Annotated in this window: 21 protein-coding genes; 14 read left to right on the top strand and 7 right to left on the bottom strand. The window is 62.1% G+C overall.

Translation table 11 applies throughout. From position 1 onward, the window contains the following. Nucleotides 1-35: 35 nt before the first annotated feature. Entirely contained in the window at nucleotides 36-1298 is a 1263-nt protein-coding gene (locus GGQ68_RS09775) for a hypothetical protein (protein ID WP_183965454.1), read from the top strand. A gap of 134 nt (nucleotides 1299-1432) precedes the next feature. Beyond that, on the top strand, nucleotides 1433-3859 hold the full coding sequence (locus GGQ68_RS09770; protein ID WP_183965452.1) for an ATP-dependent helicase: 2427 nt from the start codon (nucleotides 1433-1435) through the stop codon (nucleotides 3857-3859). A gap of 6 nt (nucleotides 3860-3865) precedes the next feature. Here GGQ68_RS09770 and GGQ68_RS09765 read toward each other — a convergent pair whose 3' ends face one another. Both GGQ68_RS09765 and GGQ68_RS09760 read right to left on the bottom strand, forming a co-directional pair. Beyond that, on the bottom strand, nucleotides 3866-4342 hold the full coding sequence (locus GGQ68_RS09765) for an Lrp/AsnC family transcriptional regulator (protein ID WP_183965450.1): 477 nt from the start codon (nucleotides 4340-4342) through the stop codon (nucleotides 3866-3868). 246 nt (nucleotides 4343-4588) lie between these two features. Then, the gene (locus GGQ68_RS09760) at nucleotides 4589-7888 is read right to left on the bottom strand and encodes a hypothetical protein (protein ID WP_183965449.1); all 3300 of its coding nucleotides are present in this window, start codon (nucleotides 7886-7888) and stop codon (nucleotides 4589-4591) included. Nucleotides 7889-8059: 171 nt separating this feature from the next. Here GGQ68_RS09760 and GGQ68_RS09755 point away from each other — a divergent pair, with 171 nt between their 5' ends. Continuing rightward, nucleotides 8060-8797 carry an SIMPL domain-containing protein gene (locus GGQ68_RS09755; protein WP_183965448.1) on the top strand — a complete coding sequence of 246 codons (738 nt, stop codon included), beginning with the start codon at nucleotides 8060-8062 and terminating at the stop codon, nucleotides 8795-8797. A gap of 132 nt (nucleotides 8798-8929) precedes the next feature. Here GGQ68_RS09755 and GGQ68_RS09750 read toward each other — a convergent pair whose 3' ends face one another. The 3 genes from GGQ68_RS09750 to GGQ68_RS09740 form a co-directional block, all read right to left on the bottom strand. Further along, the gene (locus GGQ68_RS09750; RefSeq protein ID WP_183965447.1) at nucleotides 8930-10216 is read right to left on the bottom strand and encodes an O-acetylhomoserine aminocarboxypropyltransferase/cysteine synthase family protein; all 1287 of its coding nucleotides are present in this window, start codon (nucleotides 10214-10216) and stop codon (nucleotides 8930-8932) included. A gap of 96 nt (nucleotides 10217-10312) precedes the next feature. Beyond that, nucleotides 10313-10867 (bottom strand): DUF421 domain-containing protein, encoded by a 555-nt coding sequence (locus GGQ68_RS09745; RefSeq protein WP_246429321.1) that lies wholly within the window; start codon nucleotides 10865-10867, stop codon nucleotides 10313-10315. A 169-nt stretch (nucleotides 10868-11036) separates the two neighbouring features. Next, nucleotides 11037-12041, bottom strand: a complete 1005-nt coding sequence (locus GGQ68_RS09740) for a hypothetical protein (protein WP_183965446.1) — start codon at nucleotides 12039-12041, stop codon at nucleotides 11037-11039. 225 nt (nucleotides 12042-12266) lie between these two features. Between GGQ68_RS09740 and gatC the strand changes: the two genes are divergently transcribed. The 4 genes from gatC to GGQ68_RS09720 are packed head-to-tail and all read left to right on the top strand — an operon-like array spanning nucleotide 12267 to nucleotide 15447. Continuing rightward, nucleotides 12267-12554, top strand: coding sequence for an Asp-tRNA(Asn)/Glu-tRNA(Gln) amidotransferase subunit GatC (gatC, locus tag GGQ68_RS09735; RefSeq protein WP_183965445.1), 288 nt, complete (start codon nucleotides 12267-12269; stop codon nucleotides 12552-12554). Next, nucleotides 12554-14041 carry an Asp-tRNA(Asn)/Glu-tRNA(Gln) amidotransferase subunit GatA gene (gatA, locus tag GGQ68_RS09730; RefSeq protein ID WP_183965444.1) on the top strand — a complete coding sequence of 496 codons (1488 nt, stop codon included), beginning with the start codon at nucleotides 12554-12556 and terminating at the stop codon, nucleotides 14039-14041. Before gatC ends, gatA begins: the two co-directional genes overlap by 1 nt. A 54-nt stretch (nucleotides 14042-14095) precedes the next feature. Then, complete coding sequence (locus tag GGQ68_RS09725) at nucleotides 14096-14770, top strand: hypothetical protein (protein ID WP_183965443.1); 675 nt, start codon at nucleotides 14096-14098, stop codon at nucleotides 14768-14770. Beyond that, nucleotides 14734-15447 (top strand): N-acetylmuramoyl-L-alanine amidase, encoded by a 714-nt coding sequence (locus GGQ68_RS09720; RefSeq protein ID WP_246429320.1) that lies wholly within the window; start codon nucleotides 14734-14736, stop codon nucleotides 15445-15447. Before GGQ68_RS09725 ends, GGQ68_RS09720 begins: the two co-directional genes overlap by 37 nt. Here GGQ68_RS09720 and GGQ68_RS09715 read toward each other — a convergent pair. Both GGQ68_RS09715 and GGQ68_RS09710 read right to left on the bottom strand, forming a co-directional pair. Further along, nucleotides 15432-16832, bottom strand: coding sequence for a helix-turn-helix domain-containing protein (locus GGQ68_RS09715; RefSeq protein WP_183965441.1), 1401 nt, complete (start codon nucleotides 16830-16832; stop codon nucleotides 15432-15434). The genes GGQ68_RS09720 and GGQ68_RS09715 overlap by 16 nt on opposite strands. 40 nt (nucleotides 16833-16872) lie before the next feature. Then, the gene (locus GGQ68_RS09710) at nucleotides 16873-18102 is read right to left on the bottom strand and encodes a multidrug effflux MFS transporter (protein WP_183965439.1); all 1230 of its coding nucleotides are present in this window, start codon (nucleotides 18100-18102) and stop codon (nucleotides 16873-16875) included. A 179-nt stretch (nucleotides 18103-18281) separates the two neighbouring features. On the opposite strand from GGQ68_RS09710, the gene GGQ68_RS09705 reads away from it, so the two are divergent. The 7 genes from GGQ68_RS09705 to GGQ68_RS09675 all read left to right on the top strand — a co-directional run bounded on the left by GGQ68_RS09705 (nucleotide 18282) and on the right by GGQ68_RS09675 (nucleotide 24920). Beyond that, a complete protein-coding gene (locus GGQ68_RS09705) occupies nucleotides 18282-19814 on the top strand; it encodes an acyl-CoA carboxylase subunit beta (RefSeq protein ID WP_183965437.1) in 1533 nt (510 codons plus the stop codon). A 381-nt stretch (nucleotides 19815-20195) separates the two neighbouring features. Further along, nucleotides 20196-20675 carry a DUF6497 family protein gene (locus GGQ68_RS09700; RefSeq protein ID WP_183965435.1) on the top strand — a complete coding sequence of 160 codons (480 nt, stop codon included), beginning with the start codon at nucleotides 20196-20198 and terminating at the stop codon, nucleotides 20673-20675. A gap of 202 nt (nucleotides 20676-20877) precedes the next feature. Further along, nucleotides 20878-21021, top strand: a complete 144-nt coding sequence (locus GGQ68_RS09695) for a hypothetical protein (protein WP_183965433.1) — start codon at nucleotides 20878-20880, stop codon at nucleotides 21019-21021. Between the two features lie 84 nt (nucleotides 21022-21105). Further along, complete coding sequence (locus GGQ68_RS09690) at nucleotides 21106-21474, top strand: hypothetical protein (RefSeq protein WP_183965431.1); 369 nt, start codon at nucleotides 21106-21108, stop codon at nucleotides 21472-21474. Nucleotides 21475-22174: 700 nt separating this feature from the next. Continuing rightward, entirely contained in the window at nucleotides 22175-22381 is a 207-nt protein-coding gene (locus tag GGQ68_RS09685) for a hypothetical protein (protein WP_183965429.1), read from the top strand. A gap of 131 nt (nucleotides 22382-22512) precedes the next feature. Further along, on the top strand, nucleotides 22513-24513 hold the full coding sequence (locus tag GGQ68_RS09680; RefSeq protein ID WP_183965427.1) for an acetyl-CoA carboxylase biotin carboxylase subunit: 2001 nt from the start codon (nucleotides 22513-22515) through the stop codon (nucleotides 24511-24513). Then, complete coding sequence (locus tag GGQ68_RS09675; RefSeq protein WP_183965425.1) at nucleotides 24510-24920, top strand: hypothetical protein; 411 nt, start codon at nucleotides 24510-24512, stop codon at nucleotides 24918-24920. Before GGQ68_RS09680 ends, GGQ68_RS09675 begins: the two co-directional genes overlap by 4 nt. The last annotated feature ends 56 nt before the right edge of the window (nucleotides 24921-24976 follow it).

Below are 24976 nucleotides of genomic sequence, written 5' to 3'. Positions count from 1 at the left end.
AAATCTCAGGGCAGCTTTATAGAACGGAGAGCGCTATGCACGCCTTGCTACTGGACAGCCGCCCTGACCGCCTCGACCGTCTTCAGATCGCGTTTCTGGAGGCTGGCATTCACGTGACCGGGTCGGGCAATCTTGCCGTGGCGGAGTGTTGTCTGAGGCGCGCGATGGTGGATGTGCTGCTCATGGATGAAACCGCCGCCGGGGGCTATGCTGGCGACATCGCGGCCATGGCGGAGCGACGCAACCTAAAGGTGGTGACCCTGATGCTGGCAGGGGATCCTGACGCGATGGCGGATGCCTGTGCCGATCGGATCAAGTCGCTGCACGGCGTCATGGAGCACGACAGTGACCCTGGAAAGGTGGCGCGCATGGCACGTGCGGCGCTTGGTGGGCGCGGCGGGGCAAAGGCCGCCGGGCCAGCGCCGCAGGCGGCTAAGGGGGCTGCGGCTGATGGCGAGGCCTTGCGGGCAAAGGCGCATCAACACGCGCAAAAGCCGATGCCGAAGCCACAGGCCGCTCAACCTGCGCCAAAGGCGGCGCGCACGGTGGGCGACGGTTATCCGGCGCTGAAGGTGCATCCTGCGCTGGCCGCACAGCGCGCCGCGGAAGCGGAGCGCGCGGCGTTGGCAGAGCACCCCGAGCAGAAAGCGCAACCGGCGGTGATCCATGCCAAACCGCAGGCCCAGCCCACCGGCCCGACGCCGGAAGAGCAGCGGATGGAGGCAGCCCGTCAGGTTCTTGAGCAGCGTCAGGCGCGGGCGGAGCAGCTTGCCCGGGCGACGCCAACGCCCGAAAGCCGTGAGGCGGAACAGGCCCGCATTCAGGCGGCACATGAGGAGCGCCTGGTGCAGGCACGGGCGATTGCGCGACAGCGGGCGCTGGACTACGCGGCGGCAACCCGCGCCGCGCAGACGCCACGCAAGCCTGAAGCGCCCCCAATGGAGCATCACCCCATGCCGAAAAAGCCGCTGAAGGCGGAGCGGATTGCGCCATCTCGGGTGGAAGGCACCGCCGCGCCCGAGCGTGGTGCACCGGGCAGGGGGCAAGCGCCCTCGGTCGCGCCGCTGAGCCGGGCGCATGACGTGCCTCATTCCGCCGTGGCGGGACGCGCCACCACGCCGCCTGCGCCCGAAAAGAACCCTGCTATACCGGCAGCGCATTCGGCAGGGACGGCGGCATCATCCAACGATCCGGTGCCGCTGCGTCAGGCGGCGAAACCTGCGGACAGCCACCCGATCTTTCAAAGCTCCCGCCGTCGACTGGTCGGGGTCACCACAGGCGCGCTGATGTCGGCCTGATCTTGCAGGCAAAGCGCAGCACAAACGAACGGGCGGACAGGTTTCTGCCACGCCCGTTCCTGCGATACAGGAAGCTTTGGAACGAATGGAGAACGGTCCTTTCCCTTTCCGTCCCGAGACGCTAAATTGCGTCCATGAGCAGTTTCGACGAATTCGACGCCTTTGAGCAGTCTTCGCTGTCCGCGCGCGCCATGGCCGCGCGGTCAACGCACGCGCCCTATCTGGATCAGCTGAACCCGGCGCAGCGGGAGGCCGTGGAACACCTCGACGGGCCAGTCCTGATGCTGGCGGGGGCCGGAACTGGCAAGACCAAGGCGCTGACAGCGCGTGTGGTCCATCTGCTGAACACAGGGCGCGCGCGTCCGAACGAGATCCTGTCGGTGACCTTCACCAACAAGGCCGCGAAGGAAATGAAGTTCCGCGTCGGCAATATGTTGGGGCAGGTGGTGGAGGGCATGCCCTGGATGGGCACGTTTCACTCGATCTGCGTGAAGCTGTTGCGCCGCCATGCGGAACTGGTCGGGCTGAAATCGAATTTCACCATTCTGGACACCGACGATCAGCTGCGCCTGCTCAAGCAGCTTATTCAGGCGCATGGTATTGATGACAAGCGCTGGCCCGCGCGGATGCTGGCCAATATCATCGACGACTGGAAAAACCGGGCGCTGACGCCAGACAAGGTGCCGTCAGGCGATGCCGATGCATACAACCACATGGGTCCAAGGCTTTATGCGGAGTACCAAGCGCGGCTGAAAGAGCTGAACGCCTGCGATTTCGGCGATTTGCTGCTGCATGTGGTCACGATTTTCCAGCAACACGGCGACGTTCTGGAGCAATACCAGCGTTGGTTCCGCTACATCCTTGTCGACGAGTATCAGGATACGAACGTCGCGCAGTATCTGTGGCTGCGCCTGCTGGCGAGCGCACACAAGAACATTTGCTGCGTGGGCGACGACGACCAGTCCATCTACGGCTGGCGTGGGGCCGAGGTGGGCAATATCCTGCGGTTTGAAAAGGACTTTCCCGGCGCCCACGTGGTGCGGCTGGAACAGAACTACCGCTCGACCCCGCATATTCTGGCAGCAGCCTCTGGCGTCATTCGTGGCAACTCCAACCGTTTGGGCAAGGAGTTGTGGACCGACGCTCAGGAGGGGGAGCGGGTCCGTCTGATTGGCCATTGGGACGGCGAGGAAGAGGCGCGTTGGGTCGGAGAAGAGATCGAATCGATGCAAAATGGCACGCGCGGGATGCGGGCCTTCAGTTTGGACGACATGGCGATTCTGGTGCGCGCCTCGCATCAGATGCGTGCGTTTGAGGATCGGTTCCTGACCATCGGCCTGCCGTATCGGGTCATCGGCGGACCGCGATTCTATGAACGGATGGAGATCCGCGATGCCATGGCCTATTTCCGCGTGGTCGTGTCGCCTGCGGACGATCTGGCGTTCGAGCGGATTGTGAACACGCCGAAGCGCGGGCTTGGCGATAAGGCACAGCAGACCATTCAACGCATCGCCCGTGAAAACGGTGTTGCACTGGTGGACGGTGCGGCTTTGGCCATCGAACAAGGGGCGATCAAGGGCAAGGGCGCAAAGGCGCTGGGCCAATTGGTCACGGATCTGGCGCGCTGGGGGCGCATGACGCGGGCAACTGTGACAGTTGAAAGCGATGATGACGTTTTGGAGGACATGGCGCAGCCGATGCCATCGACGCCAGAGGTCAGCCACGTGGAGTTGGCGCAGATCATCCTGGACGAATCCGGCTACACCGAGATGTGGCAGAACGACAAGACGCCTGAGGCGCCGGGGCGTCTGGAGAACCTCAAGGAACTGGTCAAGGCTTTGGAAAACTTCGAGAACCTGCAAGGGTTTCTTGAGCACGTCAGCCTTGTGATGGACAATGAAACCGATGACGGCGGGGCGAAAGTGTCGATCATGACACTGCACGGGGCAAAGGGTCTGGAGTTTCCGGCGGTGTTTTTGCCCGGCTGGGAAGACGGGCTGTTCCCTTCGCAGCGGTCGATGGACGAGAGCGGGGTCAAGGGTCTCGAAGAGGAGCGGCGGCTGGCTTATGTCGGCATCACGCGGGCCGAAGAGGTCTGCACCATTTCCTTTGCGGGCAACCGGCGCGTGTTTGGACAGTGGCAGTCGCAAATGCCGTCTCGGTTTGTGGATGAATTGCCCGAGGAACATGTAGAGGTGCTGACGCCGCCGGGGCTGTACGGCGGCGGCGGCGGATTTGGCTCTGCTTCGGCCGGCTACGGCAACTCAGGTCTGGAAACGGCTGCGGCCGAGGCGAATGTCTACAATTCACCGGGGTGGCGGCGATTGCAGTCGCGCGCCAATGATCGCCCCCTCAGCCAGCCGCGCGAAAGCAAGTCGCAGGTCATCGACATGACCGCCGTGTCGGCCTTCAGCATAGGGGAGCGCGTGTTCCACCAGAAATTCGGCTACGGCACCGTCGCAGGGATTGAAGGTGACAAGTTGGAAATCACCTTTGAGAAGGCTGGCACGAAGAAGGTTGTGGCGCGCTTTCTCGTGGCGGCGGACGACGTGCCGTTTTGATATGTCTCAGGCCACAGGTAGGGGCGAATCGTCCTTGGGCTGGTCCATGACGATTTGCGAATGCACGCGCGCCACCGTGGGGTGGGCGAGCAGAACGTCGTGAATCAATTTGTTCAGCGCTGGCAGGTCCGGACACCAGACCCGAAGCAGGTAGTCGGCCTCGCCTGTCATGGTCCAGGCTGATGTAATTTCCTGACGCGTGCGCAGAAGGCGGCTGAAATCAGCACTTTGCTCCGTGCCGTGACGCGCCATTTGCACCTGAACAAAGGCTTGAACATGTAGTCCGAGGCGAATGGGGTCGAGACGGGCACGGTAGCCTTGGATTGTGCCGTTGTCTTCCAATCGCTGCCTGCGCCGCCCGGCCTGGCTGGCGGAGAGGTTCAGGGTGTCTCCCAACTCCTGCGCTGTGGCATTGCCGCGCCGTTGCAATCTGTCCAGCAGGGCGATGTCTGTGGGGTCGAGGGGTGTGCGGGGATCTTGCATGAATGCGTCTCTCGGGGCCGGATTGGACGGGGAAATCCCGAAGATGCGCGCAATAAGCGCGTAGGTAAAGCCGAGCTTTGCGTATTTTTACTGTTGGGTGCGCGCAGTGGGTACGTTTGCGCCTAACGCTCAGCGCTTGACTACACCTTTTCCAGCGCAGAAGGTTCGGTATTTTCGAGTTGCAACATCCGGTGATCGGCGCTGTTTGCCTTGCGGCAAAGGCGCCCCGCCCACCGTCCCGCGCAGTTAGCCGCGCGGCATTTGCAGGGTGAGGTTCCGGCCGCCTTTTGAATAGCGCAGTTCTGATTCGCCTATGGCGGCGACGCGTCCACCGTCGAGGCGATCCCCCACTTGAACCTTCTGATATTTGCCGGACGGCAGGCGAACCAGCGCACGGCGATTTGCTGGCGTGCCATAAACGCCGATCAGATTGATGCGGTTCAGCCGGATCGCGTTGCGCACGGTCGCGGAGGACGCAACGGAGGCGCTGGACGGTGCGGAGGGTTGGACTGTCCGGGGCGCAACCGCTGCGGTCTGCACGGCTTCGGTCGGGCGCTCTTTTTCCGCGCGTTCGACGATTGCGGACATGTTGCGTGGCCGCGTCACGGGTTGCAAGGAGGCGCGCACGGCCTGTGCCGTGGCGCGGGCCTCCGGCTCATCGACGACGGCTTGTTCCTGCACGGTCAGCGGGCGTGCCGCCGGCCTGAACCCTTCCAGTTCATCGAGGGAAATACCGCCCAGCGTGGCGCGCTCCTGCTGTTCCACCACGTCATCGGGGCGTGCTTCTGGGCGCTTCTGACCAAGCGGATTCGTTATGGGTGCAGGGGCCGGGGCGGCGTCGGGCGCGGGATCTGGCGCAGGCCCTGGAAGAGCCGCAGGGGTGGCCACCGCATTGCGTAGCGGGGGCACCACGGGCGGCGGCCCGGTATAGACCCGCAATCCGTCCGGCGTCAGAGCGCCCTCGGGCGTGGCCCGCACGACACCTCGTTCGTCGATGTCGAATGTCATGCCAGCGGGCGGCGGCAGGCCGGGGTCGGTCGGAACCGGCGCGCCAAGCACGTTTGGTGCTTTGGGCAGTGCAATGGCGTCGAAAATCGGGATCGTAGGGTCGATGGATGCAACGTAGACATTTTCCACACCGTCGGTTGGCGGGGTGTTTGGCGGCGCAGGGGCGCGCTGCCATATGCCGGTGGCCGCGTAGGTGGCAGCCGCTTCGTCACGGGTCAGCAGATCGCTGGATGGGGTGGGGAGGTCCGGCTCCACAACGGGTTGAGAAGGTTGCAGGGTGGCGACGGTTTCCTCTGCCGGGGCAACCTCTGGAGCGGTTTCTTCGGGCAGCAGGACGATGTCGTCGGGCGCGGCCTCTTGCGGGCTCGTGGCCACTGCGGGTTCATCATCACCGCCGAACAGGGAGGACACCCCATCGTTCATAAACACCGAGGACCACGCACCGATCCCAAGCAGGAGGAGCACCAAAGCTGCGGTAAGCACGAGGCCCGTTGCGCGGGGCGTCTGGCGCTCTGGTGCGCGGTTGCGCGCGCCAAAGACGGTCATTTGCTCGCGCTCTTTTTGTGCGGCGGAGCGGGTGTCCTTGGCAGGCTTCGCCTTGGCGGATTTGGGAGCTGAAGTGGCCGGACCGTTTTCCGGCAGGTCGTCGGGAATGTCTTTGGCGGGCGCTGCCGTTGAAAGATCATCCGTGTCTGCCGGGGTCGGCTTTGGCTCGGGAGCGATCATTGGCGCTTCAGCTTGCTCACGCTCCGGCTGAAGTTTCAGCGCAAGAGGTGTCAACGCCTCGGCACTTGGGGCCGGAGGCGTGGGGCGTGCCTTGGCCAGCGCAGGGCCGGTGATGCCGGGGCTGCGTAGCGCGGCGAGACGCGCGAGGGGTGTAGGCCCGGCTGAGCGCGGGCGTTCAGGCATGCTGTCGTGTTGCGGCGCGGCGCTGCCGGTGGTCGGCATGATGGGCGCCGGCGGCTCAGACGCGTCAGGGGATTTGGATGCCCGGCGCAGGCCCAGACGACTGGGGCGTTTGGCGGGCTTTCCGGGCTTGGCGGTTTTGTTGCGCGTCGGCACCGGAGCTTTGACGGCGGAGGTTGCGGCAACATCGGTTTGTACTGCGCCGAGGCTGGGGCTGGACGCGGTGTCCGGACGCGCGGCTGGCCCGAGGCTTGGTGCCGGGCTGGCGGCGTCTGGGGTGTCCGCCGTGAGCGATTTTGCTTGAACGGAGGGCGCGACTGGTCCCAGAGGGTTTGTCACTGGCGCAACCACTGACGGTGCTTTGGTGTCGGCCGGCAGCTCTGACGTTTCGGGCGCCGCGGACGGTTCAGATGCGGCGCGTTCCGTGCTCGACGTATCTTCTGCGGGGCTGGCGGCAGGGGCCGGTGACACGTCGTCGGCTTTCGGCAGCGGAGCACCTTCTGCGCGCGGCGCGGCCTCTGCTGTCTTCGGGCTGGGCGCGCTGCTCTCGGGAAAGAACGGCGTGAAGCGCGGCTTAATCGCTTCGGTCGTCTTGGGCGGCGTTGCAAAGCCTGCCCCCAAAGCCATGCTGGCTGCGGGGGACATATCGGTTTCAGACCGCGGCCCGCGGCTGGACGCGAAAGAGACGGGCAGCGCGTCCTGTTCTGCGGGCGCGGCGGGGAATGCGGGAGGCGTCGAAAGGATATCTTTATCCTCACCAGTCTCCAGTTCCGTGTGTTCCGGGAGACCGTTGACGTCGGAGGTTTCAACTTCAGACTGCGCCAGCGTTGACTTCAGATCTTCAGGTGCGGAGGTGTCCGCAGTGACAGTTTCGGTTGGTTCAACGGGCTCTTTCGGCTCGGGTTCGGTCGGGGCAGGTGCCTCATCCAGCAGGTGCTCTGCCTGTGTGCCGGAACTTGCATCGTGAGGGGCGGTGATCTGCTCTGATGGCAGATCTTCCGGGTCTTGAGGTGTCTCAGGGACCGGCTCTGTCTCAGCCGCTTGTTCCGGCGGACGGGCGGTTTCGACGTCCGGAGATGTAACAGGGGTCAGAGCCTCCGGGCTTGCCGGAACGATGTGCAGCGGTCGCGCGGGCCGATCTACAGACGTGGGCCAACCGTCAGCTTTGCCAAAAAACACCGCCCCCTCGAATTGCGCGGTCTCTGCGTGGGCCAGATGGCAGATCGGCGTGAAACCGTGATCGCGGGCAAAAATTTCGGCTTCTGTCAGCGTATCCCGGGCGACCGCGGCGATTTGCAAACGTCCGCCAGCCTGTGTCGCGTCCCAGACCAGATCATCCAGCGCGTAGGGGGTCGCGCCGTCAAGCGTCGACCGGATGGCGGTGTCCCAGCTGGCCGGATCGCCCCCAGGATCGGGCAGGTCCGCGTAGCGTATCTGTTCATTGGGGATGATCAGGGCGACGTCAGCCCCCTTTGGATCGAGCACCTCTGCGCGGTCGCGCATGGCGATCACCGCGACATCAAGGTCGGGGTGGTCGATGGCAACTTCGTCGATCACCGCCCACGAGGGGCCGAGACGACGCAGAAGGGCGATGCCTTCGAATGACAGGGCGAGCGCAAAATTCGGTACCATGTGTCGGGTCTTACCAGTCCTGCTATGCTCGGGGGAGGGTTAATCCCTTTTGCGAACAGTATATGGCAACTCTTTGCCGAGGAAAAGAAAGACGTGGTGCGAGGGATTGCCTGCGCCCTCGGCAAAGACGAAGTTATTAAAGATTTTTTAAGCAAAACTCAGAGGTTGAGCATGCAACTCCACAAGGCGATTTTCACGGCGATTCTGATGGCGGGGCCGGTCTGCGTGCCTGCGGTGCAAGCGCAGGAAGCTCAGGCTCAGGCGCCACAGGTGGCCCGGATGACGGTTTCCGGTGAGGCGCGCGTGACGGCGACGCCGGATCTGGCATCGGTATCCTTGGGGGCCGAGGGCCGTGGCAAGACGGCGGTGGAGGCGATGGACGCCACCTCGCAGGCGTTGGACGGTATCATTGCACGGCTCACCGAGCTGGGAATCGAAGAGAAGGACATCCAGACGCGGGATCTTTCGGTGAACGAGGAGACGCGCTGGAACCAGGAACGCGACGAACAGATCTTTATCGGCTATCTGGCGCGCAACATGGTCGAGGTGCGGGTCCGCGACATGGACCTGTTGAGTGACGTTCTGGGGCAGGTCCTGGGCGAGGGTGCGAACCGTTTGGGCGGCATCAGCTTCGAGATGCAGGACGATGCGCCATTGCGGGCAGAGGCGCGCCGCGAGGCCGTTACGGATGCGATGGAGAAGGCACGCCTGTTCGCGGAAGCGGCCGGGGTCGAGGTTGGGCGTGTGCTCTCCATCGACGACACCGCGGAGCCGTTGGTCGAAGGACCGCGTATGCGTATGGCAGAACCCATGATGATGGAAGACGGGCAGGCTAAGGCCGTTCCGGTGGCCGTCGGAGAGGTCACGGTGCGCGCTGAGGTGACAATGGTCTTCGAGATCGCTCAGTAACGGCGTGACCGTTTTCGAGCGGGTTTGATGCGTGTCTCTGGGCCAAGGGTTTTGACCGACCGGATGCGCTTCGCCTGAATAGCGTGGTTTTCAACATAGGCCGGGGTGATCCCCGGCCTATGGATTATGTGCTTACGCTTTGGACAGAGCCTGATCCAGATCGGCAATCAGATCCTTCGCGTCCTCTGTCCCGATGGAAATACGCACCACGTTCGGAGCGGCCCCCGCGGCGATCTGTTGCTCTTCGTTCAGCTGGCGGTGCGTGGTGGAGGCGGAGTGAATCACCAGGCTGCGCGTGTCGCCAAGGTTGGCCACGTGAGAGAAGATCTCCAGCGAATCGACGAACTTGATGCAGGACTCGTAGCCGCCTTTGAGCGCCACGGTGAACAGGCCGCCAGCCCCCTTGGGGCAGATGCTCTTGATCCGGTGATGATAGGGCGAGCTCTCCAGCCCGGCATAGGTCACCGCCTCGACAGCGTCATGCCCTTCGAGCCAGCCGGCCACTTCGAGCGCATTTTTGACGTGCTTTTCCATACGCAAGGACAGGGTTTCGATGCCCATCAGGGTGTAATGCGCCGCCTGCGGGTTCAGCGTCATGCCGAGGTCGCGCAGACCGATGGCGATGCCGTGGAAGGTGAAGGCCAGCGGGCCAAAGGTCTCGTGGAACTTCAACCCGTGGTAGGCAGGTTCCGGGGCGGAGAGCGAGGGGAACTTGTCCGAGGCGGACCAGTCGAATTTGCCCGAATCCACCACGCAGCCGCCGGTGACCGTGCCGTTGCCGGTCAGGTATTTGGTCATCGAATGCACCACCAACGTCGCGCCGTGCTCGATCGGGCGGCAGAGGTAGGGCGTGGCCGAGGTGTTGTCGACGATCAGCGGGATGCCGGCCGCGTCAGAGATGGCGGAAATCGCGTCGAGGTCGGTGATGTAGCCGCCGGGGTTTGCGATGCTCTCGCAGAAGACCGCACGGGTGTCGTCGTCGATGGCCGCTTTCACAGCGTCGAGGTCGTCGAAATCCACGAAGGTCGCGGACCAGCCGAAACGCTTGATGGTCTGGGAGAACTGGGTGATCGTCCCGCCATAAAGGCGCGAGGAGGCCACGATGTTCTTGCCCGGTCCCATCAGCGGGAAGAGCGCCATGATCTGGGCTGCGTGGCCCGAGGAGCAGCAGACCGCGCCTGCGCCGCCTTCGAGCGTGGCCATGCGTTCCTGCAGCGCGGCAACCGTGGGGTTGGTCAGGCGCGAGTAGATGTAGCCGACCTCTTGGAGGTTGAAAAGCGCCGCCGCGTGTTCAGCATCGCGGAATACATATGCCGTTGTCTGGTAGATCGGCGTCTGACGTGCGCCTGTTGCCGGATCGGGCCGCGCGCCTGCGTGAATTTGCAGCGTGTCAAAGCCGTAGTTGGGTTCATCGGTCATGGGGGTGTCTCTCCCTGAAAGTTGTTCGGGGGGACCGTATGACAGCCGCACGACAGCGGCAAGCGGCGCAGCGGGCCCCGCCTCAAGGCAGCGGTCTTATCGGCCGGTTTGGGCAACGTTCAGCCCGGCGCGGGCAAAGTTCACCGGCTCGCCGTCTGCTCCGTGTCCGATCACGCTGAAGCTGCCGTCGGTTTCGAGGATCACTGCAGTGACTTTGTCCGGGTCAGCAGGGGCGGCGCTGCGGATGACCGTCATCAGTTCATTCTTGAGGATACGTTCGTCGTGCAGGGCTTGGTGCAATATCTCGCCTTTGTGCATCAGCAAGCGCGGCTCCGAGCGCACCACCCGTGCCAATGTGTCTGACGCCATGGAGGCGCGGGCCAGCGCCCATTGCAGGCCAATCAAGGTGAACAAGGCGGCGATTCCCTCGGCCAGGGCCACGTCCTCGGACAGCAGTATCGTCGCAAGGACAGAGCCGATGGCGACCGTGACCACGAGATCAAAGGCGTTGAGCTTGGCCAGTGTGCGCTTTCCGGAAATGCGCAGCATCGTGATCAGTGCCGCGTAGCCGAGCACGCCGACGAACACCGTGCGAAAGATGTCCTGCCAACCTTGGTACAGCATATCGGAGATCAGGGAGAGTATGTCCATGTGATCACAACGCCGGTAGCGCGGGGCAGTTCCGGGACGTGTCTGTCAACGACGGACCGGAGGCCGTTGGCCCGGCCCGCCTTGCTGGTCGCGTTCATTGTATGGGGGCAAAGTAGACCCGTCTGAGGCCGTGCCTCTGCGGGGGCAACCGTTGACGCATCGGCGGGCGTCAACGCATCCAGAACCCTTCGCGTTTGATGGTGTTGCGGATCGCCTGTTCACGCCGTGGCAGGTCGTTTTGGTCGAAAAGGCTGCGCACCTTTTGGCCACGGTTCTGGTAAATCATGCGCTTGAACGGATCATATTGCTTGAGCAGCTTCTTGACCTCGTTGGGGGCGGAGATGTCTTCGAGGAGGGTCACCACATCATCTGCTTCGCGCGCATAGAGCAGCGGCAGCGTGCGATAATGGCAGGTGACCGTTCCATCCAGCAGACCTGCCGGAAGCGTGTCCCGCCCACCGCCAAGCGCATGGATCACAAGCGGCAGAGCGATCTGATCGAGCCATGGATCAAAGCTTTGGCAGATCAGGGCGCGGGGTGGATTGTCGCGGATCTCCAGCGCGTAATCGCGGAACAGCGTGCCGAACTCATGCGGGCAGCGATAAAAGAAAAAGCCCGCGTTGAAATACAGGTAGCGCTTCCAGTATTCGTCGGGTTGAGAGCGGTCGAGGCTGCTGTCAAAGTCCAGGCCGAAGCGCTCGTAAAGCGATCCCCAGATTTCGGTGTAGCCGGGACCGTAGAGTTCCAGCTTGGGCCATGTGCCTTCGCGATTCATCGACGCGGTGGGGCGGTCAAAGTCGAACGGGACGGAGGCAAGGTCGTCCAGGACAAGCGTATCGGTGTCGAAGAAGATGAACGGCTCGCCCTTGGGCAGGGCGAAGAGGGCCTCGATCTTGTTGCCATAGGGATAGACGTGGCCGAAATGCTGGCTGTCGAAGCGGATGATTTCGGCGCCGAAGCCTTCGAGCGCGGCGCGCAGATCGGGGTCGCGGATCGTGGGATCATTGGGCCAGAGCGGGCCGGGCGCGGGTTCGGCGACATACAATCGAAAGCCGTCGTTGGCCGAGCGAGACGCGCGAGAGGCCGCAAAAAGCAGTGCCTCGTAGGCGAGGCGACCATTCTGACCGATAATCAGAATGTTGACGGGCTGCGTGTTGGGCGGGGGCGTGGCCATGGTTTTTCTGCTCGTCCCGAGGTCTGTTTTCACGTGACTATAGGCAGCCGCTGGCGGAGCCGAAAGCACTGTTCTGGTGCGCAGGTAGATCGCCCCGGATGCGGCTCGACCCGCGGCACCATCAAGCGCGACCCAAGATCATCGCGCGCGCCGCGTCCGGCGGACTTGCGACCCGCGACTTGGGCGGGTAAAGCGGCCCAAGATATTTTCGCAAATGAGGCCCCCATGTCGATCGACATCGAGACTGCCGCCCGCGTCGCCAAGCTCGCGCGGATCAAGGTGGAAGAGGACGAGCTGCCGGATCTGGCCCACGCCTTTAACGATATCCTTGGCTTCATCGAACAGTTGAACGAGGTGGATGTGGACGGGGTGGAGCCGATGGTTTCCGTGACGCCCATGCGTCTGAAACGCCGTCAGGACGGCGTGACCGATGGCGGGATGCAGGACAAGGTCCTGAAAAACGCGCCTGATGCGCGCGAGGGCTTCTTTGCCGTGCCGAAGGTGGTCGAATAATGAGCGAACTGACAAAACTGAAGATCGCCGAAGCCCGTGATGCGCTTCGCAAGGGGGATGTGACCTCTGCCGAGCTGACCGAGGCCTGCCTGACCGCTATCGAAGGCGCCGGTGCGTTGAACGCGTTTGTGCACAAAACGCCCGAAATCGCGCGTGAACAGGCTGCCGCCGCCGATGCACGTATCAAGTCGGGCGATGCGCCTGCGATGTGTGGTATTCCACTTGGGATCAAGGATCTGTTTTGCACCAAGGGTGTGGACAGTCAGGCGGCCTCGCGCATCCTTCAGGGCTTCAAGCCCGAGTATGAGAGCACCATCACCAGCCAGTTGTTCGACGCGGGCGCAGTCATGTTGGGCAAGCTCAACATGGACGAATTCGCCATGGGTTCGTCGAACGAAACATCTGTTTATGGCAATGCCGTCAATCCGTGGCGACGTGGCAATGACGAGGCCCAGCTGACGCCGGGTGGCTCGTCTGGCGGGTCTGCTGCGGCTGTGGCTGCGGACCTTTGCCTTGGCGCGACGGGCACCGACACCGGTGGCTCTATCCGCCAGCCTGCCGCCTTCACCGGCATCACGGGTATCAAACCGACCTACGGGCGCTGCTCGCGCTGGGGTGTGGTGGCGTTTGCCTCCTCGCTGGATCAGGCGGGCCCGATGACGAAGGACGTGCGCGACGCGGCGATCATGCTGCAGGCGATGTGTGGTCACGATGCGAAGGACAGCACCTCTGCCGACCTCGCCGTGCCGGATTTCGAAGCGGCGCTGACAGGCGATATCAAGGGCAAGAAAATCGGTATTCCCAAGGAATATCACATGGATGGCATGCCCGCCGAGATAGAGGCGCTTTGGGCTGAGGGCCGCGCGATGCTGAAGGACGCGGGCGCGGAGATCGTCGATATCTCTCTGCCGCACACCAAATACGCGTTGCCGACGTACTACGTCATTGCACCGGCCGAAGCATCGTCGAACCTCGCGCGGTATGACGGTGTTCGCTACGGCCACCGCGCACAGCTGGGGCAGGGCGACGGCATCACCGAGATGTACGAAAAGACCCGTGCCGAGGGCTTCGGCGAAGAGGTCAAGCGCCGTGTGATGGTCGGCACTTACGTGCTGTCTGCTGGCTTTTACGACGCCTATTACAACAAGGCGCGCAAGGTCCGGACGCTGATCAAGAAGGACTTCGAGGATGTGTTCGCGCAGGGCGTGGATGCGATCCTGACGCCGACAACGCCCTCTGCGGCCTTTGGTCTGGGCGAAATGAAAGACGCCGATCCGGTGAAGATGTACCTCAACGATGTGTTCACTGTGACGGTGAACCTTGCCGGGCTTCCGGGCGTTGCCGTGCCGACAGGCGTGGATGCGCAAGGGCTGCCGCTGGGGCTGCAACTGATTGGGCGCCCTTGGGAAGAGGGTGATTTGCTGAATACCGCCTATGCGCTGGAACGGGCCGCTGGCTTTGTTTCCAAGCCCGGGAAATGGTGGTAAGGCGCGACCAACGCGGGGGCACGATGGCCCCCGCATCGACATGTGGGGCGGACGATGCGGTATATTCTTTGTGGTGTGATGGCGGCAGCGGCTTTGGCCGGATGTACGACGTCGGTGCCGGACAGCGCCGCTGGGGTCACGGATTCCGGGCAGGGCGTGGGCTTTGGCAACTATGATGATTATCGCGATGAACGCGAAACCCAGCTGACCGGTGGTGCATCCGGCGTCCAGGACAATTCCGACGCCATCGCGCGCCAGGCGGCGGCTGCGCTGAACTCAGGCGAGGCCCCGGTCAATGCGTCTCCCTCGAACCCTGCGCCTGCGATCGTTGAAAACGCGCGCGGGATTTCGGGTGAGAACGATTTCAACGCGGTGTCTGCTCAGCGTGACATCAGCGCGGACGCGGCGATGATTGCTCAGAACCGCGCCCAGTATGAGGTGATCCAGCCGACGGATGTGCCGGCGCGCCCCGGCTCCAGCCGTCCGAACATTGTGGCCTTTGCACTGCAATCGACGAACCCGGTTGGCACCGCGCTGTACAAGCGGTCATCCTTCCGGGCAGAGACCAAGTATGCGCAATCCTGTGGCAGCTTCCCCTCGGCGGATCTGGCGCAGGAGGAATTCCTCGCGCAGGGCGGGCCCGAAAAGGACCGCAAAGGCATGGACCCGGATGGCGATGGCTATGCCTGCGGTTGGAACCCGGCCCCATTCCGGGCGGCCAAGGGCTGATTTCCGAGGTGGCTGAGGCCGTCTGGCATCCTTCCCCGAATTTCGGCGACCGGCGCGGGTGTTCCGCGCCGGATTGCGTTTTGCTGCACTACACGGCGATGCAAACTGCGGAAGCCGCTTTGGCCCGGCTGTGCGATCCTGACTACGAGGTGTCCGCGCACTACCTGATCGCAGAGGATGGGCGGGTTTGGCAGATGGTGCGCGAGGCAGATCGGGCGTGGCACGCAGGGCGCGGAGCCTGGGGCGCGTGCGAAGATCTGAACTCTCACAGCATCGGTATTGAGCTGGCCAATCCGGCGACCCATCCGTTTCCAGAGCCTCAGATGGCGGCGTTGGAGCATCTTTTGCGTGGCGTTGTTGCGCGGTGGGGTATCGCAGCGGAGCGCGTGCTGGGTCATTCCGACAGTGCTGTGGCGCGCAAGATTGATCCCGGTCCAAAGTTCGACTGGCAAAGGCTGGCGATGCAAGGCTTTGGCGTTTGGCCCCAGTGTGTTGCGCCGGGTGATTTTGATCTCGACGCGCTGCGGTTTGGGTATCGGGGGGAGGCCGCCGACGTCTTGGCCGCATTTCGGTTGCGATTTCGGCCGTGGGCTCATGGTCCGCTGGACGATATGGATCGGGGGCTGATGGCGGATTTGGCCCAGCGGTGGCCCCACATGCGTCACTCAAGCCTGTAGGGCAGCACGTCGCGTATGTTCGGCGTGGTTGTCAGCCGCTTTTCCAGTGGCGGGACAGAGCGTTGGTGGCAATTCGTCCGCTCGCAGATGCGACAGGAAATGCCTATCGGCTCAAACGCAGAGGCGCGCGTCACGTCCAGCCCGTCAGCATAGACGAGGGCGGAGGCGTGGCGCACTTCGCAGCCCAGTGAAATCGCATAGCGGCGCACCGGGGCCCCGAAATGCCCGCCGGATTTCGACACATCGCTTGCCAGAGAGATATAGCGCACGCCGTCCGGGGTTTCGGCCAGCTGCCGCAAGAAACGTCCCGGGGTTTCAAAGGCGCGGTGCACGTTCCAAAGCGGGCAGGCACCACCGAAACGCGCAAATTGCAGCCGGGTGGCAGAGTGCCGTTTGGTGATGGTGCCAGCCTGATCGACCCGGACAAAGAAGAACGGCACGCCTTTTGCGCCAGGGCGCTGCAGGGTGGACAAACGGTGGGCCACCTGTTCGATGGAGGCACCGAATTTTGCAGCCAGCAGTTCCAGATCGTGCCGTGTGTCCTGCGCGGCGCTCAGGAAAGCCCCGTAGGGCATCAAGGCCGCCCCGGCAAAATAGTTGGCAAGACCAAGTTTTGCGATGGCGCGGGCTTCCTCGGACTGGAAACGCGCAAGGTCAAGCGTGGCATCGAGCAGTTGGTTTTGTCGCAACAGCGCGAGTTGGACAAGCAGCTGGAACGTCTGCGTTTCGAGTGGGAGCAGAGAAGAGAGGGTCAGGGTTCTTCGCACAGGATCGAAGGTCCGCATCGGTGTGCTTTGGGCGAAATTCACGGTGTAGCCATCAGCTTCGAGGCGGGCGAGCGCACCGGAGCGCAGATCCCCCTGGGCCGTCAGTTGACCAGCAAAGCGTTCTGCAGCGCGGTCCACGGCGTCGATATAGTTGTCGCAGTAGTGGAAGAAGTCGCGCACCTCCTCCCATGGGGACGGCTGGAGTTGCGATCCTTCGCGGCCCAGTGCCTCGTCCAGAGAGGCGAGGCGCTCGTGGGTCTGGCGATAGGCGCGGTGCAGAGCAAGAAAGGCGCGCGCCAGCACCGGAGCATTGGAGGCCGTGAGCCGCAAATCTGCCAGTTGCGGTGTGGTTTCGCCAAAGACCGGGTCTGCCAAGGCTTCTCGCATGTCGGTGACAAGCCGCTCGGCATCCCCTTGTCCAAGCTCGGTAACGTCGAAGCCGAACTCCTGCGCCAGCGCCAGCACCACGGTGGTGCTGACGGGACGGTTGTTGTTCTCCATCTGGTTCAGATAGGGCAGGGATATGCCGAGCTTTGCGGCAAAGTCCTTTTGCGTCAGGCCAAGGCGGCCGCGGATGTCGCGCAGCTTTGCCCCGGCGTAGAGTTTCTGCGTCGCCATGTTTGCACCTTTGCCAATTTCTGGCAAATGTTTTGCAAATTCAGCGCGCCAGGTCCAGCCCCCCGACGCGACGCTCGCGCCAGATCACCAGAAGAATGGCGAAGACCGATGCAACGCCAGAGCCGAACATCATCCAGAGCAGGGGCCATGCGCCGGTTTCGATGGTGAGCAGGGTGCCGGCGGCCTGAGACAGGATCGCGCCGCCGCCGAGCATGATGGCGCCGGCAAGCCCGGACGCCGTACCTGCGAGGTGAGGGCGTACTGACAGGGCACCTGCCGTGGCGTTGGGAATGGTCAGCCCGTTGCCGAGACCCACGAGGGTCATGAAGCCGAAGAAGGTCCATTGCGTGTCCAGACCCAAGGCGAAACAAATCAGCGACGCTGCCATACCGCCAGACACGATCAACCCGCCCCAGAGCACCATTTTGTTGATGCCGATCCGGGCGGAGTAGCGGCCCGAGGCGAAGTTGCCTAACGCGTAGCCCACCGCGGGCGCGCCAAAGAAGAACCCCAAGGTGCGTGCCGAGAGTTCGAACACCTGCATGCCGACGAAAGACGCGCCGCCAACGTAGGAGAAGAATGCACCCGACGACAGGGCGCAGGCCAGCGCGTATCCCCAGAAACGCGGTGCGCGGAACAGCTCCGGGTATTGCTGGAACTGTTGGGTGAGCGTCAGGCCGGATTTGGTCGCGGTCTCTCCCACGTCGGCCCAGCACAGCCAGACCATGGCCAGGCCGCACACAAGAAGGAGCCAGAAGTTCGACTGCCATCCAAAGGTTTCGGCCAGCACGCCGCCGAAGATCGGCGCAAGCATGGGAACCAAGGCCATGCCCATTGTGACATATCCGATCCGGGACGCTGCTTCATCCGGCGGATAGAGGTCCCGCACGATGGCGCGGCTGAGGACCATGCCGACGACCGACGCGCTCTGGATCATGCGGCAGACCAGGAAGGTCGTCACATCCTCTGCGACGAGCGTACCCACGGTGCCCACGGTGAAGGCCGTCAGCCCCCACAAAATCACGGGACGCCGCCCGAACTTGTCCGACAGCGGTCCGATAATCAGCTGAAGCACCGCGTTCACGGCCAGCGTCAATGTGACGGCCAGCTGAATGATGTGATATTCCGTGTCGAACCAGTCGGCCATCAGCTGCAAAGCCGGGACGAAAACGTTGAGCGTCAGCGCCGACATGCTGGACAGCAGCACCAGTGTGACGATGTTGGGCGGTGTGGCGCGGTCAAAGAGGCGCTTCGAGGGAACGGTGGTCATGATATGGGGTTAGGGTGAGGAAATAGCTTTGTCCATCATTTGCATGTGCAAGGCACGCAATTATGCCAGTTTGCAATTTGCTAGAGAGGTAGTTTTCTGAGTTTGCAAATTTGCGAGGAAGTTCTTGTTATGCTGCGTCTGCGCTGTATGGTCCGCGCAAACCAAAAGGGGCCTTTGCGATGAAAGACATCATTCAGGAATTGCACGATCGCCGGGAAAATGCCCGGCTGGGCGGTGGTCAAAATCGCATCGACGCGCAGCATGGCAAAGGCAAGTTGACCGCTCGGGAGCGGATCGAGCTGCTGGTGGATGAGGGATCCTTCGAGGAATACGATACATTCGTTGCCCATCGCTGCACCGACTTCGGCATGGAAAACAATCGCCCCTATGGGGACGGCGTGGTAACAGGCTGGGGCACGATCAACGGCCGCATGGTCTATGTGTTCAGCCAGGACTTCACCGTGCTTGGCGGCTCCGTCTCTGCGACGCACGCGCAGAAGATTTGCAAGATCATGGATATGGCTGTTCAGAACGGCGCGCCCGTGATCGGGCTGAATGATTCCGGCGGTGCCCGCATCCAGGAGGGCGTTGACGCGTTGGCGGGTTATGCCGAGATATTCCAGCGCAACGTGTTGGCCTCGGGGGTTGTTCCGCAGATCTCTGTCATCATGGGCCCCTGTGCTGGCGGCGCGGTCTATTCGCCGGCGATGACGGACTTCATCTTCATGGTGAAGGATTCGTCTTACATGTTCGTCACTGGCCCCGACGTGGTGAAAACCGTTACCAATGAGGTCGTCACCGCTGAGGAGCTTGGCGGCGCAACCACACACACGCGCAAATCCTCCGTCGCCGATGGCGCGTTTGAAAACGATGTGGAAGCGCTTGCCGAAGTGCGCCGCCTTGTGGACTTCTTGCCGCTCAACAATCGCGAAAAGCCACCCGTGCGTCCGTTCTTCGACGATGTGGACCGGATCGAGACATCGCTCGACACCATTATTCCTGACAATGCCAATGCGCCCTACGACATGAAGGAGTTGATCCAGAAAGTCGCGGACGAAGGGGATTTCTACGAGATCCAGAAAGATTTCGCGGGCAACATCATTACCGGTTTCATCCGTCTTGAAGGGCGGACAGTGGGGGTCGTGGCCAACCAGCCGATGGTTCTGGCGGGCTGTCTGGACATCGACTCGTCGCGGAAGGCCGCGCGCTTTGTGCGCTTCTGTGACTGTTTCGAGATTCCGATCCTGACGTTTGTGGATGTGCCGGGCTTTCTGCCCGGAACCTCGCAGGAATACGGCGGTGTCATCAAGCACGGCGCGAAACTGCTCTTTGCCTACGGTGAGGCCACTGTGCCGAAGGTCACGGTCATCACCCGCAAGGCTTACGGCGGCGCCTACGACGTGATGGCGTCCAAGCACCTGCGCGGCGATGTGAACTACGCCTGGCCCACGGCCGAGATCGCCGTGATGGGGGCCAAGGGTGCGACGGAGATCATTCACCGCGCTGACCTGAAAGACCCTGAGAAGATCGCCGCCCACACTGCCGAATACGAGGATCGCTTTGCGAACCCGTTTGTTGCAGCGGAGCGAGGATTTATTGACGAAGTGATCCAGCCCAAGTCGACCCGTCGCCGGGTGTCCAAGGCCTTTGCCATGCTGCGCAACAAGCAGCTGACGAACCCTTGGAAAAAACACGACAATATCCCGCTGTAAGGACACGCAAGAGATGGTGGGGGAAGGCTTTGACAGGGTCACGCGTCTGAAAGGCGGTTGGCTGGAGGCGCGGTCCGACGCGGGCTATGTGTTGGCGCGCCACTGGCCGCCGAGGTTCGACGTGCAGGCCACATCGGAGTTCGAAAACCTGCGCGCGTCGCGTCTTGCGCGGCAGGTGCGTCAGGACCTTTGGAGGGCCGTTCAAAACCTGCGTGGCTTCTCTCCCGTCGTGCAAATTCTCTTTACCACGGGTGGTTTAGCTGTTACCGCTGGGGGGCGTGTAGACGGTCGTATACCTCACGGAATCGAGTCGCAGATTCAAGCTCTGTTGGACGATCCGGCGCGCCGCGCCCGATGGAAAACCTGGGCCCGGAGAGGGAAATGACCCACATGATACGGAATTCCGCAGAGGGTGCGCCCACTGCGAAAGCGGCCCCGACGGGAGGAGCGGACGTCTTCGGACGACTGTGTCGGGGCTGCTTCATTGATACACCCATTGCCATCTTGATATGCTCGGCGCTTGCCGGTCCTGTTGCGTCAGCGGGGCAGCCGTTTTTGCCCAGTGGCCTGGAGGTGACGTTCCATGACGAAATTTCCGAGCCGATGGTTTACCGCGTGCGCTACGTCGTACCCGCGCTGCAGGACGCGGATGTCGATTACATGACGGTGTCCGACGATATGGCGCGCCTGTGTGCAGAAGACGCGCTGCCGCGTTTGGCTGAAATCGGTGCCACACCAGACCGCGTCATCGTGACATTGATGGCGCAACCGGTGGAGTTCGGTTACGCGACCGCCGATGTGCGGCAATTTTTCGAGAGTTATTCGGTGGAAGATGGCCGCTGCATCTGGGAGGCGTTCTGATGTTTCCACAAGATGTTGCGCTCAAGGCGGGCTTGGAACAACTTTATGCGTCTTCAGAGTCACAGAAAAAGATCCTGTGTTTGGGTGCGTATCTTTTCCACAGGACGCACGTTAATCTTACTCTTGATTGCATCACCGCAATCGACACAACGGAACGAGGGACGGATCTGACCGATCCCTTGCAATTTGACAGGAGTCACAGATGTCCAAGAGCATCAAGCTTCTTGCCATGCTTTCGGTTGTCGCCGGCCTCTCGGCTTGCGCACAGCAGGAAGAAGAAGAGTACGTCGTGGTCGATCCCGAGCCCATCTCGATCGAGCCCGTCTACACCGGCAAGTACAAGTAAGAAACTATCGGGGCGGGCGTGTCCGCTCGCCTCGACATTCCTATCGAGCACGGCTGAACTGGCCCCAACCAAGGAGGGCCGGATATGCTGAAGCATCGCGGCTTCCCGGGACGTCTCCCGGGCACCGATTATCAATTTACGGTCCGGCGCGCGAACCCGAAGGGTGCGACCGAGATCATAAAACGCGAACGCTACCGTGACCGCCGTCCGCCTGATCGCAAGGCCGACTGGGTGTTCATGTCGGCGCTATGGCACCACTTCGGAGATCAGCCGTTTGAGCGAGGCAACCTTGATGCCGGGCGACTCTCGTGGCTGTTTGGCCGCGAAGTTCTGCCGTACAACAAAGATGACTTCGACCCGACCGATTACGAGGCGCTTCTTGTCATAGACGAGACAGCCGCGCGTGCGTCCTTCCCCGAGGCTTTCGACGAAGCGGAGCCGTGGGAAAACTGATGCGCGTGGACTTGCCGATCCCTTCTGAGAATGCGCGGCCCGCTGCCGATCCGTGGACGGGTCGCAAAACAGGCTGTGCAAGACGCGGAGGGTCTGCAAACCTGACGTCAGGGCAGGGGACGCGGCTGCATCGCGCCATTCGTTCAGCCTCTGTTCATTCCCCCAAGAAGGGGCGGTCGACCGAGTCCCCGGAGCGATCGCCCCACCGGTCTATCTTTTGTTTCATGTCTGATTTGCAACGGTCTGGCTTGGATCAACCTGTATGCAACAAGGTTCTGATCGATCCGTCGCGTTGCTCAGTTACACTCTCAGAGCAAAAGAAAAACAAATCTGAGGCGAGCCCATGCAGAAGCAACGCGTATTCCTCTCCATGTTGGCGTCAATCTTCCTCGCTTCCTGCGGGAGCATGTTTGGCTCGCAATCGGAGGTCGGGATGGCCTCGGGCGGAGCGTCAGCTCTTGTCCTGGAAAAGGACGCCCTGTCTGGCGCGCCAGGCAATATCGCTTCCGACAGCATGGCCTTTTGCAGCCAATACCCGTCGCGCTGCTGACGCTGCTGATACTGTTTTTGAGCAGGCGCAGAGCCATGATCGGCAGAAAAAGGTAACGAAGTGTGAAAAGCGTGGAACCTTTCTGACAAACAGGTCGTTTGGTATTACAATAGACTTGCGAGCAACGGCTCGGAACAGAGAGGACATATCATGCGTATTCTTGCCCTTACCCTTGTGGCGGCTTCGACACTTGGTCTTGCAGCTTGCGAAGGCACCGACCTTGAGCGCGGCGTCATTGGTGCCGGCGTTGGCGCAGCAGCAGCATCGGCGACCGGCGGCAACGTCGCGGGCGCAGCGGCTGTTGGTGGCGCAGCCGGCGTCATCTGCGACGATGTCACGCCGCAACTCTGCCGCTGAACCGTTTTCGCGTGCGCAGCTAACCCGCACGCCTGATCGTAATGTGAACGCCGTCCGGACCGAGGGGTCCGGGCGGCGTTTTCCGTTTGAAATTTTCGTGTCCGTGGGCACGTCGGAACAAAGGGACAGAAATGTTTGATAAGATCCTGATCGCGAACCGCGGAGAAATCGCCTGCCGTGTCATCAAGACCGCGCGCAAGATGGGCATCAAGACTGTGGCCGTCTACTCCGACGCGGACAGACACGCGCTGCATGTAGAGATGGCGGACGAGGCGATCCATATCGGTCCGCCTCAGGCCAATCAGTCCTACATTGTGATCGACAAAATCATGGATGCCGTGAAACAGTCGGGCGCTCAGGCGGTGCATCCGGGATACGGCTTTCTGTCCGAGAACCCGAAGTTTGCCGAGGCTCTGGCCGCCGCTGGTGTGGCTTTCGTTGGCCCGCCGGTAGGTGCCATCGAGAAGATGGGGGACAAGATCACCTCCAAGAAGATCGCACAGGAGGCCAACGTCTCTACCGTGCCGGGCTACATGGGATTGATCGAAGACGCTGACGAAGCTGTCAAAATCTCTAACGAGATCGGGTATCCGGTGATGATCAAGGCCTCTGCCGGGGGTGGCGGGAAAGGCATGCGCATCGCGTGGAATGACGATGAATGTCGCGAAGGTTTCCAGTCATCCAAGAACGAAGCGGCCAGCAGCTTTGGCGATGACCGGATCTTTATCGAGAAGTTCGTCACCCAGCCGCGCCATATCGAAATTCAGGTTCTGTGCGATGCACACGGCAACGGCATCTGGCTCAACGAGCGGGAATGCTCGATCCAGCGCCGCAATCAGAAGGTCGTCGAAGAAGCTCCGTCGCCTTTCCTTGATGCCGAGACACGCAAAGCCATGGGAGATCAATCCGTCGCTTTGGCAAAAGCTGTGGGCTACGCGTCGGCGGGCACCGTGGAGTTCATCGTTGACGGCGACAAGAACTTCTACTTCCTCGAAATGAACACTCGTTTGCAGGTGGAACACCCTGTGACCGAGCTGATCACGGGCGTCGACCTTGTGGAGCAGATGATCCGGGTCGCCAATGGCGAGCCGCTGTCGATCACCCAGGACGATGTGCAGATCAACGGTTGGGCGATTGAAAACCGGCTCTATGCCGAAGATCCCTACCGGAACTTTCTGCCCTCCATCGGGCGTCTGACCCGCTACAACCCGCCTGCCGAGGGCAAGCTGGGCGACGGCATCGTGCGCAATGACACCGGCGTCTTTGAGGGCGGCGAGATCAGCATGTACTACGACCCTATGATTGCAAAGCTGTGCACATGGGCGCCAACCCGCGAGGGCGCCATCGAAGTCATGCGCAACGCGCTCGACAGCTTTGAGGTCGAGGGCATCGGCCACAACCTGCCCTTCGTGGCCGCCGTTATGGACCACCCGAAATTCATCTCCGGCGAGATGACCACGGCGTTTATCGCCGAGGAATATCCCGACGGTTTCGAGGGCGTGACCCTGGACGACGACCACCTGCGTCGCGTGGCGGCGGCTGCGGCAGCGATGAACCGAGTGGCCGAGATCCGGCGCACCCGCGTCACGGGGACCGTGGGCAACCATGAACGCCGCGTGGGCACGGAATGGAACGTGGCTTTGCAAGGCATCTCCTTTGACGTGACGACAGAGGCCGACCGGGACGGCGCCACCGTGGTGTTTTCCGATGGTGAAAAACTGCGCGTCGAGGGGGACTGGACACCCGGTGACAGCCTGTCGCGCATGAATATCAACGGTCAGCCGCTGGTGCTGAAGGTGGACAAGATCACCCAGGGCTTCCGTCTTCGGACGCGAGGCGCGGACCTGAAGGTCAACGTGCGCTCGCCGCGTCAGGCTGAACTCGCTGCCCTGATGCCGGAAAAACTGCCGCCGGATACGTCCAAACTGCTGCTTTGCCCGATGCCCGGCCTGATCGTGAAAGTCGACGTCGAAGAAGGCGACGAGGTGCAGGAAGGTCAGGCGCTGTGCACCGTCGAGGCGATGAAGATGGAAAATATCCTGCGCGCCGAGAAGAAGGGCATCGTGTCCAAGATCAACGCCGCCGCCGGTGAGAGCCTTGCGGTTGATGATGTGATCATGGAATTCGAATGATGGTTCGCCGTGCCGCCATGATCTGGCTCATGCACAGTCTCGCCTACGTGGCGGGACTGGTCTTGAGTGGCGTCGTGGCGGTCGGCCTTTGGACAATTGTTCCCGTGACGGGCCCGACGTGGATGTTGTTCGGGCTTACGCTCGCGGTGTCCATCGTGGCGGTGGGCGCGGGCTACGGCCTTTACCTGACGCTGGTGGGCTTGCTTCTGGATATCGAATTGGGCTGGTCCTACTACCTTCTTGGTCCGGTGATCGTTCTGGGGGTCATGGGATTGGTCTTTGGGCTTGTCTTTCTTCATGTTCTGACCGTCGGACAGGGCAGTGTGGCAGGCTACGTGCTGCTGTTTCTGGCAGGGGGATTGAGCATGATGCGGCGCGCCATCCCGTCAGAGGCGGACGAGACATGAGCTTTGCTGTCTTTGATAGGGCGGCAACGAAGTCTCAACCTGTCGGTGTCAGGGTG

The organism is Sagittula marina (genome assembly GCF_014196795.1).
Taxonomy (GTDB): Bacteria; Pseudomonadota; Alphaproteobacteria; order Rhodobacterales; family Rhodobacteraceae; genus Sagittula; species Sagittula marina.
Note: the sequence above shows the minus strand (reverse complement) of the source record. Positions and strands in the feature narration are given on the sequence as shown.

Coding starts and splice junctions, on each gene's coding strand:
- GGQ68_RS09775 (WP_183965454.1), top strand. CDS start 36: ATGCACGCCTTGCTACTGGACAGCCGCCCTGACCGCCTCGACCGTCTT.
- gatC (WP_183965445.1), top strand. CDS start 12,267: ATGTCGATCGACATCGAGACTGCCGCCCGCGTCGCCAAGCTCGCGCGG.
- GGQ68_RS09750 (WP_183965447.1), bottom strand. CDS start 10,216: ATGACCGATGAACCCAACTACGGCTTTGACACGCTGCAAATTCACGCA.
- GGQ68_RS09755 (WP_183965448.1), top strand. CDS start 8,060: ATGCAACTCCACAAGGCGATTTTCACGGCGATTCTGATGGCGGGGCCG.
- GGQ68_RS09695 (WP_183965433.1), top strand. CDS start 20,878: ATGTCCAAGAGCATCAAGCTTCTTGCCATGCTTTCGGTTGTCGCCGGC.
- GGQ68_RS09770 (WP_183965452.1), top strand. CDS start 1,433: ATGAGCAGTTTCGACGAATTCGACGCCTTTGAGCAGTCTTCGCTGTCC.
- GGQ68_RS09710 (WP_183965439.1), bottom strand. CDS start 18,102: ATGACCACCGTTCCCTCGAAGCGCCTCTTTGACCGCGCCACACCGCCC.
- GGQ68_RS09705 (WP_183965437.1), top strand. CDS start 18,282: ATGAAAGACATCATTCAGGAATTGCACGATCGCCGGGAAAATGCCCGG.
- GGQ68_RS09745 (WP_246429321.1), bottom strand. CDS start 10,867: ATGGACATACTCTCCCTGATCTCCGATATGCTGTACCAAGGTTGGCAG.
- GGQ68_RS09715 (WP_183965441.1), bottom strand. CDS start 16,832: ATGGCGACGCAGAAACTCTACGCCGGGGCAAAGCTGCGCGACATCCGC.
- GGQ68_RS09765 (WP_183965450.1), bottom strand. CDS start 4,342: ATGCAAGATCCCCGCACACCCCTCGACCCCACAGACATCGCCCTGCTG.
- GGQ68_RS09675 (WP_183965425.1), top strand. CDS start 24,510: ATGATGGTTCGCCGTGCCGCCATGATCTGGCTCATGCACAGTCTCGCC.
- GGQ68_RS09725 (WP_183965443.1), top strand. CDS start 14,096: ATGCGGTATATTCTTTGTGGTGTGATGGCGGCAGCGGCTTTGGCCGGA.
- GGQ68_RS09685 (WP_183965429.1), top strand. CDS start 22,175: ATGCGTATTCTTGCCCTTACCCTTGTGGCGGCTTCGACACTTGGTCTT.
- GGQ68_RS09680 (WP_183965427.1), top strand. CDS start 22,513: ATGTTTGATAAGATCCTGATCGCGAACCGCGGAGAAATCGCCTGCCGT.
- GGQ68_RS09700 (WP_183965435.1), top strand. CDS start 20,196: ATGACCCACATGATACGGAATTCCGCAGAGGGTGCGCCCACTGCGAAA.
- GGQ68_RS09760 (WP_183965449.1), bottom strand. CDS start 7,888: ATGGTACCGAATTTTGCGCTCGCCCTGTCATTCGAAGGCATCGCCCTT.
- gatA (WP_183965444.1), top strand. CDS start 12,554: ATGAGCGAACTGACAAAACTGAAGATCGCCGAAGCCCGTGATGCGCTT.
- GGQ68_RS09690 (WP_183965431.1), top strand. CDS start 21,106: ATGCTGAAGCATCGCGGCTTCCCGGGACGTCTCCCGGGCACCGATTAT.
- GGQ68_RS09740 (WP_183965446.1), bottom strand. CDS start 12,041: ATGGCCACGCCCCCGCCCAACACGCAGCCCGTCAACATTCTGATTATC.